This window comes from Shimia sp. MIT1388 (genome assembly GCF_047124445.1).
Lineage (GTDB): Bacteria > Pseudomonadota > Alphaproteobacteria > Rhodobacterales > Rhodobacteraceae > Shimia.
In genome coordinates, this window is the sequence record NZ_CP138921.1 from 733,268 (window position 1) to 746,665 (window position 13,398).

The following is a 13,398-nucleotide window of genomic DNA, read 5'->3' on the forward strand; positions in this document are numbered from 1 at the left end:
GCTCTTTTGACCAGCAATATCTGGGTTGGTAGGGTCTCTCAACCAAATGACAGCCGACTTCGGGGGATATTCGGCGATGAGTGACAAAGCATCAATTTTCAGCGGCAATGTGGCCTGGGTGGCCGGAGTTGTGGTGGCGATGGGCGTCTCCGTATACGCGTTGGTTGCCACGGGTGTGCTGGATGGCAGCGATCAGACCGTCAAGGACACCACCACAACAGAGACCGCCACGCCTGCACCTGAGGCAACGCCGAAGGTGGCTGAGCAGCCCGCTGAGACAGTGTCCGAGCCTGAGGCGCAGCCAGCGCCAGCGGAAACGCAGGAGCAAGTCACTGAGGCGGTTGAGGACGCCGCACCTAGTGCCGAACCCGAGCCAAAAGAAGAACCGGTGGCTGCCGCACCTGCGCCGGTTGAGGAAGAGCCCGCGCCTACCATTGTGCCAAGTTTTGACCTGGTGCGTGTGGACGCCGAAGGCAACACGGTGGTGGCCGGGGCGGCTGCGCCTGGTGCCATGTTGGGTATCCTGCTGGATGGCGCCGAGGTGGCTTTGGCCCCTGTTGACACGGCGGGCAAATTTGCCGCCATTCTGGCCATTGAACCAAGCGAGGCGCCACGCGTTCTGAGCCTCATAGAGCGCCGCGCGGACGGTGATGTGCCTTCGGATGCCACGGTGATCGTGGCGCCGGTTGTGGCGGTTGCAGAGGCTGTTGTGACTCCTGAGGTCGCAGAAGAACCTGCCGCGAAGGATGTGGCAGAGCCAGAGGTAAAACAAGAGATTGCTGAGCCGGAAGTTGAAATCGCCGAGGCTGACGATGCAGCCACAGATGATGTTGTTGCTGAAGGCGATGAAATCGTAACTCAGGTGAATAACGATGAGCAACCTATTGAAGAGGTTTCTGAAAACGTTAGTGAGGAGCCGGATGAAGAAACGCCGAAGCCCGAAGCCAAAGAAGAAACCGCTGCGGTAGAAGCTGCGCCAAAACCAAAGGCGCCAGCGGTGATTGTGTCGGATTCCGAAGGCGTGCGTGTGGTGCAACCGGCCGCGCCGGAAGAGGCCACACCGGAAGTTCTGGCCGCTGTGTCGATTGACTCAATCAGCTACACCGATGCCGGTGCTGTGATGGTCTCCGGACGTGGCAACCCAAGTGCTTTTGTGCGGCTGTATCTGGACAATGCTTTGGCGGCGACCACACAGATCGATGACGCGGGCCTGTGGTCTACGCAGTTGGAAGACGTGGCTGGTGGTCTGTACGAATTGCGCGCGGATGAGGTGGATGAAACCGCCAAAGTGCTTTCTCGCGTGGTGACGCCGTTCAAACGCGAAACACCGGAGACTGTCGCGAAGGCGCGCGCTCAGGCGGAAGCAGTGGCGGAGGCTGAGGCCGCCGCGCAGGAGCCAGACGTGCAGACTGCGCCAACAGATGAGACGGCAGTGAAACCCGAAGACGCTGGCGAAGGCACAACTGCTGAAACGGCAACAGCTGAGGCCAAGCCAGAGACCGCGCCCAACGTCGCCGTAGCTCCGGTACCAGAAGACGAAACAGCCGAAGAAGAAACGGCTGAGGTAGTCGCCGAAACGGCCACGACACCCACTGAGGCACAGGCACCCGACACGGAAACGACCGTCGTAGAATCCGCTGTTGAGTCGGAAACCGCCGTGGAGGAAGCAGCCCTATCGTCGCCGGTTGAAACAGAGGCGCCGACCACGGTTCAAACCACCGAAGCCGCGGCTCAACCTGAACCGGCGACTAAGCCGGAGCCTGTAACCGCACAACCACCCGTGCGCATCGTGACCGTGCAGCCCGGTGCCACCCTCTGGGCCATTGCGCGGGACCGCTACGGTGAGGGCCAGCTGTATCTGCAGGTATTCGAGGCCAACAAAGACAAAATCCGGGACCCGGATCTGATCTACCCTGGCCAAGTCTTCACGGTGCCCGAAGAATAAAGCGATGCGGGGCTGGCAAGTCCCGCTTGTGGCTATTAGGTTTGCTAGGCTCACCAACTGACAGGGCAGGCAAGCATGACCAAATGGCACACGGCGACAGCCGAGGAACTCGCGCGCAACGAACAACGCTCCGGTTGGCGCACAATTCGCAAGGTTTCGCCTTACCTTTGGCCGGATGACAAGCCTTGGGTGAAATATCGCGTGGTGCTGGCGCTTTGCATGCTGCTGGCCTCCAAGGTGATCGCGGTCTATTCGCCGATGCTCTACAAAGCTGCCGTGGACGCGTTGGCCAACGAAGGGGTGCCACCGCTCGCGCTTGGCGCAGTGGGGCTCACCGTGGCCTACGGCATGGCCCGCCTCATGACCAACGGATTTCAACAGTTGCGCGACGCGGTCTTTGCCAAAGTGGCACAGCGGGCTTTGCGCCAATTGGCATTGGAGACCTTTGAGCACATCCATCGCCTCTCAATGCGCTATCACATCACCCGCAAAACCGGCGGGCTGAGCCGCATCATTGAGCGGGGCGTAAAAGGCGTGGAATTCCTGCTGCGCTTCCTGCTGTTTTCCATCGGGCCGTTGGTGCTCGAACTGCTGATGATCTCGGCGATCTTCTACTGGCTGTTTGACGCGCGTTATCTGGCGGTCGTGGGCGTCACCATTTCGATCTACATCTGGTTTACCTTCAAAGTTACCGAATGGCGGGTGAAGCTGCGCCGGCAGATGAATGATCAGGACACAGACGCAAACCAAAAGGCGATCGACAGCCTGCTGAACTTTGAAACCGTGAAGTATTTTGGCGCCGAAAAACGTGAGGCTGCGCGTTACGACAGTGCCATGGCGGGCTATGAAGAAGCTGCGCTAAAGACTTCATATTCTTTGGCTTTTTTGAACTTTGGCCAATCCTTCCTGATCACTTCAGGCCTGGTGATTGTTATGGTGATGGCGGCGATTGGCGTGCAAAACGGTGACCTGACCGTGGGCGATTTTGTGATGGTCAACGCCTATATGGTGCAGATCACCATGCCGCTGAACTTCTTGGGCACGGTCTACCGTGAAATCCGTCAGAGTTTGGTGGATATGGGCGAGATGTTTGATCTTCTGGAACAGCCTGCCGAGGTGGCGGACCAGCCCAACGCCAAACCGCTGGCCATCAAAGACGGCTCCATTGAGCTCGACAAAGTGGCTTTTGGCTACGAAGCGGACCGCGCCATTCTGAAAGGTGTGAGCCTGAACGTGCCGGGAGGGCAAACCGTGGCCATCGTGGGCGCGTCCGGATCGGGCAAATCCACCATCGGGCGGCTGTTGTTCCGGTTTTACGACGTGCAGGGCGGGGCTCTGCGAATTGATGGGCAGGACGTGCGTGATGTGCAGCAGGAAAGCTTGCATGACGCCATTGGTGTGGTGCCGCAAGACACGGTGCTGTTCAACGACACCATCCGCTACAACATCGCTTACGGGCGCGACGGGGCCACTGAGGACGATGTGATCGAGGCCGCCAAGGCTGCCCAGATCCACGACTTCATCGCGGCGCTGCCAGACGGCTATGACACAGCTGTGGGCGAACGTGGCCTCAAGCTCTCCGGCGGCGAAAAGCAACGCGTTGGCATCGCCCGCACCTTGCTGAAGAACCCGCCCATCCTGCTTCTGGACGAAGCCACCTCGGCGCTGGACACAGAAACCGAGCAGGGCATCAAGGAAGCGCTGGCTCGGGCCGGGGAAGGACGTACTGTGATTACCATTGCGCACCGTCTCTCCACAATTGCTGAGGCGGACCGGATTGTTGTGCTGGAGAAAGGCGAGGTTATCGAGGAAGGCACGCACACCGCGCTGCTGGACAAGAGAGGGCGCTATGCGCAACTCTGGACCCGTCAGCAGGCAGATGAAGACGCCGCCTAAAAGCTAAAGTGGAACAAGGGTGTGTGGCTCACTTGGACCAGACACCCGCAAATTCCTTTGCGGCCCAGAAGCCATTTGCCCCGACGACGGCGTAATACGTACCCAAGGCAATCAATCCCAGGTGCAGCAGCACGATGGCATTGAGCAGTCGTCCAAATGGCTGTTTGCAGGTTTTGTGCCGGAACCGCTTCTGCGCCACTTTGGCGCCCAGAGAGCCCCCAATCAGGGCCAGAGACAGCAGGGTCCGTTCCGGGATCCGGTCCTCGCCATGGATCGCGCGCTCCTTGTCCGCGTGAAAAAAAGTGTAGGTGACCAGATTGAGGGCCAACCAGAACACCAGCACCAACCCGGTCAAAATCAGCGCGGGCAGGGCTGGCGACAATGTTGTTCCAACTGCAATGTTGAACATGTGGATGCCTGTATGCGTTTGCTCAAAAATCTTGAGGGACACGTATAAGGCGAAAAATCATACAAAAAAAGAATATTCTGGATGAATGAAAAACGCGCCCCCGAAGGAGCGCGTTTTTTGATCATATGCTAAAGCGTTACTCAGCCGCCTGAATGCCACCCGGATCGGGATCGTCATTGGCTGCTTTGCCGCTGCGAGGCGCTTCCACCTCGGGAGCCAGATCGTTCGGATCGACCTTGGTGGAGCGTGTCACAGGCACCGAGGAGCGGGAGCTTGGTGCAGAGCTTTCCATCACCACCTCTGTGGTGTCGTCCCACATCAGCACCGGATGTTTCACCTTGCGGGCTGCGCGGCGCAGTGCCCAGTCCTGACCCGCACGGGAGGTTCGGCCAAAGGACAGACGGGCCAGCAGGCGCATCATCCAATTGAAGTAGGTGCTTGCCCAGACCCGTGCCGCCAGCATGGATGGGGTGAACACCAGCGTCAGCACGGTGGCGATCCCCAGACCAAAGACCACGGCGGTTGCCAGCTGTTTCCACCACAACGATGTCGGGCTGTCGATCGAGTAGCCACCATTGATGAAGTCCAGGCTCAGGCCAAACATCATCGGGGCCAGACCGGCCATTGTCGTGATGGTGGTCAGCAACACCGGACGGATACGGCTCTGTGCGGTGCGCACGATCGCATCGATCCGCGGCATATATTGGCTGTACTCCTGATAGGTATCGATCAGAACAATGTTGTTGTTCACCACAATCCCCGCGAGAGCCACGATGCCGGTCCCGGTCATGATGATCGAGAAGGTCTGATCCATCACCAACATGCCCACCAGCACGCCAGCTGTGGACAGAACCACCGCCAACAGCACCAGAACCGAGTTGAAGAAGCTGTTGAACTGCGCCAGCAGGATCACAAACATCAGCCCCAAGGCCGCAGAGAAGGCGCTTGCCAGGAAGGCACCGGATTCTGCCTGTTCTTCCTGATCACCGGTCCATTCCCAGCTGATCGATGGGCCAAACGGGTTGGTGTTGAGCCATTCCGTCAACACTTCGATCCGCTCGGTTGCGGTCACAGGCACGCGGCGTGCACCGTCTTCCAAGGCGGTGCGGATTTCCTCTGCAGAGCTTGCCGCATCCAGCGCGAAGATGGTGAAATCCTCACCGCTGGGAGTGGTGATCACATTGTCATAAGACAGCTCGCCTTCTGGCAGAGCCTTGAGGATCGCCAGTGTTTGAAGCTCGTCACCTTCACCGGATACAATCTTCACCAGTCCCGGTTCTACGTCCGCTTTCACGTCGTAGTAACGCTCCTGATCAATCCGGCTGATCGACGCGCGTTTTGGCACAGGGAAGCGCGTGACGAAGTTGGACAGAGGCACAAGCCCATCGTTGGTGCGCACCTTCAGCGTGTCGAGCGTGGACAGGACGCGGTCCTGGTCTGGCAGACGCAGACGGATTTCGATTTCCTCGTCTGAGCTGTCGACCCGCATAGTGTCCAGCAGGATACCACGCGTTACCAACTGCACCATCGCGCCCACGGTGGCCACATCGGCGCCATAGCGGCCGGCTTTGGCCACATCCACGTCGATTTGCCAGTCGATGCCGGGCAGGGGCAGGGTGTCTTCCACCAGTGTCAGACCTGTGGTCGCTTCAAAGGTTTCCCGCGCGCTGATGGCGGCGGCGTTGAGTTCTTCCCATCCGTCGCCACGAATGCGCAGGTGAATCGGCTTGCCGGAACCCGGACCCTGTTCAATCGGGCTGGTTTCCACATAGAAGCCGGGCAGCTTGGCCAACTCGGCGTTCAATTCATCCAGCACGCGGTTGCCGTCAAAGTCAGGCGCGGTGACATCCCGCTCCAGCTTGCCAAAGAACCACTTTTCACGGGCGGTTGGACGTTCATCCCACGGGATGATCTCGAACTGTACCTGACCCACGGTGTCGGGCGGAGAGTTGCCGCCGCCCGGACCACCTGTGTCCAGACCACCTTCACCAGCAAAGGAGAACACATTGATCACAGCAGGGTGCTGCATGATGATGTTTTCCGCTTCGCGCACCATGGCGTCTTTTTCTGCCAGCGAGATGTTGCCGCGCGCGCGGACATAGGCCGTGGCCTGTTCCGGCTCGGTCTCAACAAAGAATTCAACACCGTTGTTGTTCTCACCAAAGTAGCCAATGATCGACACAACGGTGAAGATGACGGCCGCAATGGTGACCAGCGGCATCACCGGGTTGCCGACAATGAAGCGCATGAAATAGCCAAAGCCGTTGTGGCGGAAGCCGGATTTCACAGCGCGTCGTTTGCGGCCAATCTCCGCGGCGCTCATGGTGATCGAGGCAGCAAAGGCCGATAGCACAAACAGCACCGCCCCAACAGCCACTGCACCAGTAGAGCCCTCATCACCGGATGCATAGGTCACGGTCAGCATCTGCATCAGCCCGACAAACATGCCGTAAAGCGGGATCGGCACCAGCAGTGCCCGCACCACCCATGGCAGGCGTTGTTTCATGCCTTGAGAGATACGGTCAAACACGCGGCTCAGACGGCCGGAGATCCCCCCCACAACCGGCAGGTAGATCAGCGCCACCAGCAGCGATGCCGACAGAACAAAGATCATGGTGACCGGCAACATGCCCATGAATTCGCCCGGCACGCCGGGCCAGAACAGCATCGGCAGGAACGCACAGAGTGTGGTCGCGGTGGAACTCACAATCGGCCAGAACATCCGCTGCGCCGCCTCGACATAGGCGTGCATCGGGCCCACGCCCTCTTTGATGCGCTTGTCGGCGTATTCCACCACAACAATCGCACCGTCCACAAGCATACCCACCGCAAGGATCAGGCCAAACATCACCATGTTGGAGATGGTCACACCCATCAGTGCGAGGAAGGCAAAACACAGTAGGAAGGACGCCGGAATGGCAAAGCCGACCAGCATCGCAGCCCGGCTACCGAGCGAGGCCAGAACCACAATCATCACCAGCGCAATCGCCGTTAGGACTGAACCTTCCAGCTGGCGTACCATCGAGCCCACAGTGCGGCTCTGGTCGTTGGAGGTGCCAACATGCACCGCCGCCCGCAGCTCCTCAGGCCATTTTTCCTGTGCCGCTGCCAGCGTGGTTTTGATCTGCTCCACAGTGTCGATGATGTTGTAGCCTTTGCCCTTCACCACCTGCAGCGCCACAGTGTTCTCCCCATCAAACCGCGCGGTGCCCGCACGGTCCTCAAAGGTGAAGTTGATTTCGGCCAGATCGCCCAGTGTCACAATCCGCTCGCCATTGGTTTTTACCGGCAGCTCATAAATGTCGCTGACATCGTTGAACGACGAAGGAATTTTGACCGAGAAGGTGCCCTGGTTGGTTTCCACTTCACCAGCCGCGATCAGCTGGTTGTTGTTCTGCACAACACTGATCAGTTCGGGCGCGGTGACGTTGTAGGATTCCAGACGCAGCGGATCGATCACCACTTCCACCATCTCGTCGCGGTTGCCCGCAATCGGCGCTTCCAGCACCGCGTCGATGGCTTCAAATTCGTCCTGCAGGTCTTTGGCCAAACGCGCCATGGTGCGCTCCGGCACATCGCCGGAGAGGTTCACGATCACAATCGGAAATTCGGAGAAGTTGATCTCGTTGATTGTGTATTGTTCCGCACCCGAGGGGAAGTTTGACGACGCGGTGTTCATCGCATCGCGCACGTCGGCAATGGTCGCGCTTTTGTCCCAGCCGAAGTCGAATTCCAGCAGCAGCGAGGCGTGATTTTCCGAGGCAATGCCGGTCATCTTGTCGAGACCGTCCAGATCGACCGCCTCGGTTTCCATTGGCTTTACAAGTAGGCTCTCTGCGTCTTCAGCGGAAATGCCCGGATAGCTGACAGACACATAGAGGATCGGAATGTCGATGTCCGGTTCACCCTCCTTTGGAAGGCTGACGTAGGAAAAGGCGCCAATCACGAGGGAAATCACGATGAACGCCAGAATCATTCGGGCCCGTTCGGCGGCCCAGGTGATGGCGCCGGTCATTGGTCAAGCTCCCGATAGGTTGGTGCGACGGTGACGCCCTCGACCACAAACTCCTGGCCGACAACGATCACGCTGGCCTGTTCTGGCAAACCGCCAACCCAGATGCCGTCGGTGCCATCGCGCAGCAGCTCCACCGCCTTGAAGGCCACTACGTCACCGTCTTCAACGATGCGAACACCCAGCGTGCCTTCGTCGTTCAGCGTCAGTGAGGACTGCGGCAGGAAATGTGCCGCCGCGCCATCCGCAGAGATCATAATCTCCGCGGTTTGACCGTCGCGGATCGCCAAATCGTCGTTTGGCACCGTCACCTCCACGCGGAAGGTGCGGGTCTGTGGGTCGGCGGAGCGGGACACAAAGGTCACCTGACCGGTCACTTCTTGACCAGTTGTCAGACGCGCACCAGCCAGAGAGTCTTCGGTCACGCGGTTGATGTCGGTCTCTGGCACAAAGCCCACGATGCGGATCGGATCAAGGCGCAGAACCGTGCCGCACAGGCTGCCCGGTTGCATCAGGCTGCCGAGTTCTGCGGTCTTGCTTTCCAACAGGCCGTCGAACGGCGCCACAATCGTCAGGCGCGCCACTTCGCGCTCTGCGGCTGCCACCAAGGCTTCCGCCGATTCGATGCCTGCCTGAGTGCTTTCCAGGCCGGATGTGGCCGATTGGATCGCCGCTTCAGCCGCGCGCACACTTGCGGCGGTGCTGGCCACACGTGTGGAAGAGGCAAAGCCACCTTCGGACAGCTTGCGCGCGGCGTTGTCGTTGATCTTGGCTTCTTCCAATCGCGCTTCGGCCTCGGCGACCGAGGCCTGCGCGCTTGGAATGCGGGCCTGTGCTTCCAGCAGGCGGGCTTTCGCCTCTGCCAGAACCGCTGTGCTGGTGCCCACGTCCAGGCGGCAAAGCTCTTGGCCTGCGGTCACATGGGTGCCGCGGCGCAGTGGCTCGGTGATCACCAGACCGCTGGTTTCCGCGCGTACCTCAACCTGGCGATCCGCTTCGGTTTCGCCGCGCAGCACAACCGCGCTGTCGATGGTGCGGGCTTCACTTTTTACCGCCACCACACGAATGAGACCCGGCGCATCTGAAGGGGCTTCGTTAGCCTCCGCCTGCGCCTCTGTGGCGGTGTCCGCCGCCTCTTCGGGCGCGCCGTTGCCGGCAAACGCCGCCAAGCGATCACGCTCCACCACAACAAAATACAAAATTGCCGACACGAGAAGTGCGGTCAGAACCGGAATAAGCCGCATTGAATGGCCCCTGTTGCTTTAACGTGCGCCCTCCCGCGCACAAATATTCAACGACATATTGGCGTTCGCGCGCCGAGAAACAACCTCAGATACGAGAATTTGGACTCGTCGGTTCAAAATAGATCCGGAAACGAGAAAAAACCTGTGTCGCCGATGTGCCTTTGCCACAGTACTTGGCACTTTGAAAACAAAACGATAAGACAAGGCAAACCGACAGGAGAGCAGGCGTGAGCAATACCGACAGTTTCATTGAAGAAGTCACCGAAGAAGTGCGCCGTGACCGCCTTTTTGGCCTGATCCGCCGCTATGGTTGGATTGCTGTTCTGACAGTGATCGCGATTGTGGGCGCGGCCGCTTTTAACGAATACCAAAAGAGCAAAGCCCGCACCGCTGCGGAGAACACTGGCGACGCGCTGATTGCTGCTGTGGCCTCCAGCGAAGCTGAAGCCCGCGTGGCGGCGCTTGGCGACCTGACCACCGAGTCGCCCAATGCGCAGGTTGTTGCCGACATGCTGCTTGCCACCCATCAGATTGAAGTGGGCTCTGGCGCCGACGCGGCGTCAACCCTGAACGGCATCACCACCAGCGGGTTGGAGACACCGGAAATCTATCGCCAGATCGCAGCCTTCAAGGCGGTTTTGGCCAATGCCAAAGACACATCCGTGGCGGATCGCCGTTTGGCGCTGGAAGCGCTGGCCGGACCGGGCATGCCTTTGGCGTTGCCTGCGCAGGAACAACTTGCCCTGCTGAGCCTGGAAGAAGGGGACGTGGATGGCGCCATCGAACAATTGCAAGCGCTGATTCAGGATGCGGCTGTCACCGCAGGCTTGCGCAATCGTGCGTCTCAGTTGATTGTGGCTCTGGGTGGAACACCGGCGGACACCGCGCCCGTTCTGGCCGACCAATAAGACTTGCAGGGTGGGGGACTCAGCAGTGAAACGTACGTCTTGGATTTTGGCAGCGGGTGTTGCCTCCGCTGCCTTGTTGTCTGCCTGTGCGGAGCCAGAGATCATTCTGGTTGGGGATCGAGAAGATTTGATCCCGTCTGAAGAGGTCATTGAAAACAAAGACCTTGCAATCAGCCTGCCATCCCAAAGCAAAAACGCCAGCTGGACCGGCCGCATTGGCACGCCAAGCACCCGGACGGCCCATGCGGCGCTGTCATCAAAGCCGGTATTGGCGTGGTCGACGTCGATTGGCGCGGGCGAGTCGCGCAAGACACGTATCACCGCTGACCCGGTTGTCGCCGATGGCCGCATCTTCACAGTGGACGCCGAAGCGACCGTCACCGCCACCACCACCGGCGGGCAAACGGTGTGGTCCCGCGATCTGACGCCGCCCAACGACAAGGCAGGCCAAGCCTCCACCGGCGGTCTGGCCTATGGCAAAGGCAAGCTTTTTGTCACCACAGGGTTTGGCAGCATCCGCGCGCTGGACCCCGCAACCGGCGCAGATCTGTGGGAGCAGAAATTCCAGGCCGTCGGCAGTGGCACCCCCACGGTCTACGGCGATTTGGTCTATGTGGTGTCTGGTGATGCAACCGCTTGGGCGCTGGAAGTTGAGACCGGCAAAATTGCCTGGCAGCTTCTGTCCATTCCTAACGTTCAAAACGTGCAAAGCCCGGCGGCTCCAGCCATAACGGACCGACTGGCGATTTTCCCCTATGGCTCTGGTGAAATCCAGGCGGCCTTCCGCCGTGGCGGCGTGTCCCGCTGGACTGCCGGACTGTCGGACACCCGTCCGGGCCGCGCTGTGAACACCGTGGGCGACATCTCCGGCGACCCTGTAGTTGTCGGGGACACCATCTATGTGGCGAACCATTCCGGACGCATGGCCGCCTTTGAGACCGAAACCGGCGTGCGCAAATGGACCGCAGATCACGGCGCGCTTAGCCCTGTGTTCCCGGCAGGCGGGTCGCTCTTCCTGGTGTCGGAAACCAATGAGCTGTTGCGTCTGGATGCGCGTGACGGCACCCGCATCTGGGGCCAGACCCTGCCGCAGTTCATCAAGGACAAACCCAAAAAACAATCCGCCGTGCACGCGCATTACGGGCCGATCCTGGCGGGCGGGCAGTTGGTTGTGCCCTCCACCGACGAGGTGGTGCGCTTCTACAACCCGCGCAACGGTCTCTTGACCCACACCGTCGCGTTGCCCCACGGCGCAGCCACCAATCCGGTTGTGGCAGGCGGTGTTTTGTATGTGGTCAACCGCAAAGGCGAATTGTACGCTTTCCGTTGACGCAATAATGCTGTATCGGGGCGACTTCAGACGTTCCGGAGATCTGTCATGAGTTTCACGCTCGCCATTGTGGGCCGCCCAAACGTGGGCAAATCCACGCTGTTCAACCGCCTTGTGGGCAAAAAGCTGGCTTTGGTCGACGACCAGCCGGGCGTTACGCGCGACCTGCGCGAAGGCGATGCCAAACTGGCGGACTTGCGGTTCACCGTGATTGACACGGCCGGTCTGGAAGATGCCACCGACGACAGCCTCGAAGGCCGCATGCGCCGCTTGACAGAACGCGCGGTGGACATGGCGGACATCTGCCTCTTCATGATGGATGCGCGCGCGGGCGTGACACCCACCGACATGATCTTTGCCGAGATCCTGCGCAAAAAGTCCGCCCACGTGCTGCTGGCCGCCAACAAAGGCGAAGGCAAAGCCGCCGATGCTGGGGTGCTTGACGCCTATTCGTTGGGCCTTGGTGAACCGATCCGCCTGTCCGCGGAGCACGGCGAAGGTCTCAATGATCTCTATGCGCAGCTCATGCCCATTGCCGATGAATTTGCTAAACGTCAAAAGGCGTTGGATGATGAAGTTGAAGTAGATGTGGAGCTTGAAGAGGACGGCGATTGGGATGACGAGTTCGACGAAGGCGGTTTGCGTCCGAGCGAGCAGATCACCGAGAACAAGCCGCTGCAAATCGCGGTGGTTGGCCGCCCGAACGCGGGTAAATCCACGCTGATCAACAAGATCATTGGCGAGGATCGTTTGCTGACCGGTCCCGAAGCAGGCATCACCCGCGATGCGATCTCGCTGCGCACCGAATGGGACGGCACCCATATGCGGATTTTTGACACCGCCGGGATGCGCAAGAAAGCCAAGGTGCAAGACAAGCTGGAAAAGCTCTCCGTTGGAGACGGTCTGCGGGCGGTGAAATTCGCCGAAGTTGTTGTGGTGCTACTGGACGCGGCGATTCCCTTTGAACAGCAAGACCTGCGCATCGCCGATCTCGCCGAGCGCGAAGGCCGTGCCGTGGTGGTCGCGGTGAACAAATGGGACGTTGAAGAGCACAAGCAGGAAAAACTGCGCGAGCTCAAAGAGGCCTTCAACCGGCTTCTGCCGCAGCTGCGCGGCGCGCCTTTGATCACGGTATCCGCCAAAACCGGTCGCGGTCTTGAGCGTCTGAACCAAGCGATCCTGGATGCCTATGATACTTGGAACCGCCGCATTCCAACGGCCGCGCTGAACCGCTGGCTGGTGGAGATGTTGCAGCAACACCCGCCGCCCGCGCCACAGGGCAAGCGCATCAAGCTGCGCTATATGACACAGGCCAAAACCCGTCCGCCGGGCTTTGTGGTGATGTGTTCCCATCCGGACAAGCTGCCGGCCAGCTATTCGCGCTACCTTGTGAACGGCCTGCGTGAGACCTTTGACATGCCGGGCACGCCCATCCGCCTAACCATGCGCGGGCAGGGGGATAAGAACCCCTATAAGGGCAAGAAAAAGTCCACACCGTCGCGTCTGCGTAAGCATATCAAGGGCCGTGACGCGGGCTTTTGATCCGCAAATCAGGTCTGAATTTGGAACTCTTCATGTCGCCGCGCAGCCCCTGTGCGGCGACAGGTGCATTGTGGCGTCATAAATTCGCGTTATAGTCTTGTTAAGTGGTCCG

Annotated in this window: 8 protein-coding genes; 5 read left to right on the forward strand and 3 right to left on the reverse strand. The window is 59.7% G+C overall.

The window, feature by feature from the left end; genetic code table 11:
• Positions 1-76: 76 nt before the first annotated feature.
• Both SIB92_RS03630 and SIB92_RS03635 read left to right on the forward strand, forming a co-directional pair.
• A complete protein-coding gene (locus SIB92_RS03630; RefSeq protein ID WP_412554533.1) occupies positions 77-1,945 on the forward strand; it encodes a LysM peptidoglycan-binding domain-containing protein in 1,869 nt (622 codons plus the stop codon).
• Positions 1,946-2,020: 75 nt separating this feature from the next.
• Entirely contained in the window at positions 2,021-3,841 is a 1,821-nt protein-coding gene (locus tag SIB92_RS03635) for an ABCB family ABC transporter ATP-binding protein/permease (RefSeq protein ID WP_412554534.1), read from the forward strand.
• A gap of 28 nt (positions 3,842-3,869) precedes the next feature.
• Here the strand turns inward: SIB92_RS03635 and SIB92_RS03640 are convergent, their stop codons facing one another.
• The 3 genes from SIB92_RS03640 to SIB92_RS03650 all read right to left on the reverse strand — a co-directional run bounded on the left by SIB92_RS03640 (position 3,870) and on the right by SIB92_RS03650 (position 9,506).
• Entirely contained in the window at positions 3,870-4,250 is a 381-nt protein-coding gene (locus SIB92_RS03640) for a DUF1294 domain-containing protein (RefSeq protein ID WP_412554535.1), read from the reverse strand.
• A 136-nt stretch (positions 4,251-4,386) separates the two neighbouring features.
• The gene (locus tag SIB92_RS03645) at positions 4,387-8,265 is read right to left on the reverse strand and encodes an efflux RND transporter permease subunit (protein ID WP_412554536.1); all 3,879 of its coding nucleotides are present in this window, start codon (positions 8,263-8,265) and stop codon (positions 4,387-4,389) included.
• Positions 8,262-9,506 (reverse strand): efflux RND transporter periplasmic adaptor subunit, encoded by a 1,245-nt coding sequence (locus tag SIB92_RS03650; RefSeq protein WP_412554537.1) that lies wholly within the window; start codon positions 9,504-9,506, stop codon positions 8,262-8,264. The genes SIB92_RS03645 and SIB92_RS03650 overlap by 4 nt, the downstream gene beginning before the upstream one ends.
• A gap of 227 nt (positions 9,507-9,733) precedes the next feature.
• Between SIB92_RS03650 and SIB92_RS03655 the strand changes: the two genes are divergently transcribed.
• The 3 genes from SIB92_RS03655 to der are packed head-to-tail and all read left to right on the forward strand — an operon-like array spanning position 9,734 to position 13,286.
• Positions 9,734-10,414 (forward strand): hypothetical protein, encoded by a 681-nt coding sequence (locus tag SIB92_RS03655; RefSeq protein WP_412554538.1) that lies wholly within the window; start codon positions 9,734-9,736, stop codon positions 10,412-10,414.
• Positions 10,415-10,439: 25 nt separating this feature from the next.
• A complete protein-coding gene (locus SIB92_RS03660) occupies positions 10,440-11,744 on the forward strand; it encodes a PQQ-binding-like beta-propeller repeat protein (protein WP_412554539.1) in 1,305 nt (434 codons plus the stop codon).
• A gap of 48 nt (positions 11,745-11,792) precedes the next feature.
• Positions 11,793-13,286 (forward strand): ribosome biogenesis GTPase Der, encoded by a 1,494-nt coding sequence (der, locus tag SIB92_RS03665; RefSeq protein WP_412554540.1) that lies wholly within the window; start codon positions 11,793-11,795, stop codon positions 13,284-13,286.
• Positions 13,287-13,398: the final 112 nt, after the last annotated feature.

Coding starts and splice junctions, on each gene's coding strand:
- SIB92_RS03645 (WP_412554536.1), bottom strand. CDS start 8,265: ATGACCGGCGCCATCACCTGGGCCGCCGAACGGGCCCGAATGATTCTG.
- der (WP_412554540.1), top strand. CDS start 11,793: ATGAGTTTCACGCTCGCCATTGTGGGCCGCCCAAACGTGGGCAAATCC.
- SIB92_RS03635 (WP_412554534.1), top strand. CDS start 2,021: ATGACCAAATGGCACACGGCGACAGCCGAGGAACTCGCGCGCAACGAA.
- SIB92_RS03640 (WP_412554535.1), bottom strand. CDS start 4,250: ATGTTCAACATTGCAGTTGGAACAACATTGTCGCCAGCCCTGCCCGCG.
- SIB92_RS03630 (WP_412554533.1), top strand. CDS start 77: ATGAGTGACAAAGCATCAATTTTCAGCGGCAATGTGGCCTGGGTGGCC.
- SIB92_RS03650 (WP_412554537.1), bottom strand. CDS start 9,506: ATGCGGCTTATTCCGGTTCTGACCGCACTTCTCGTGTCGGCAATTTTG.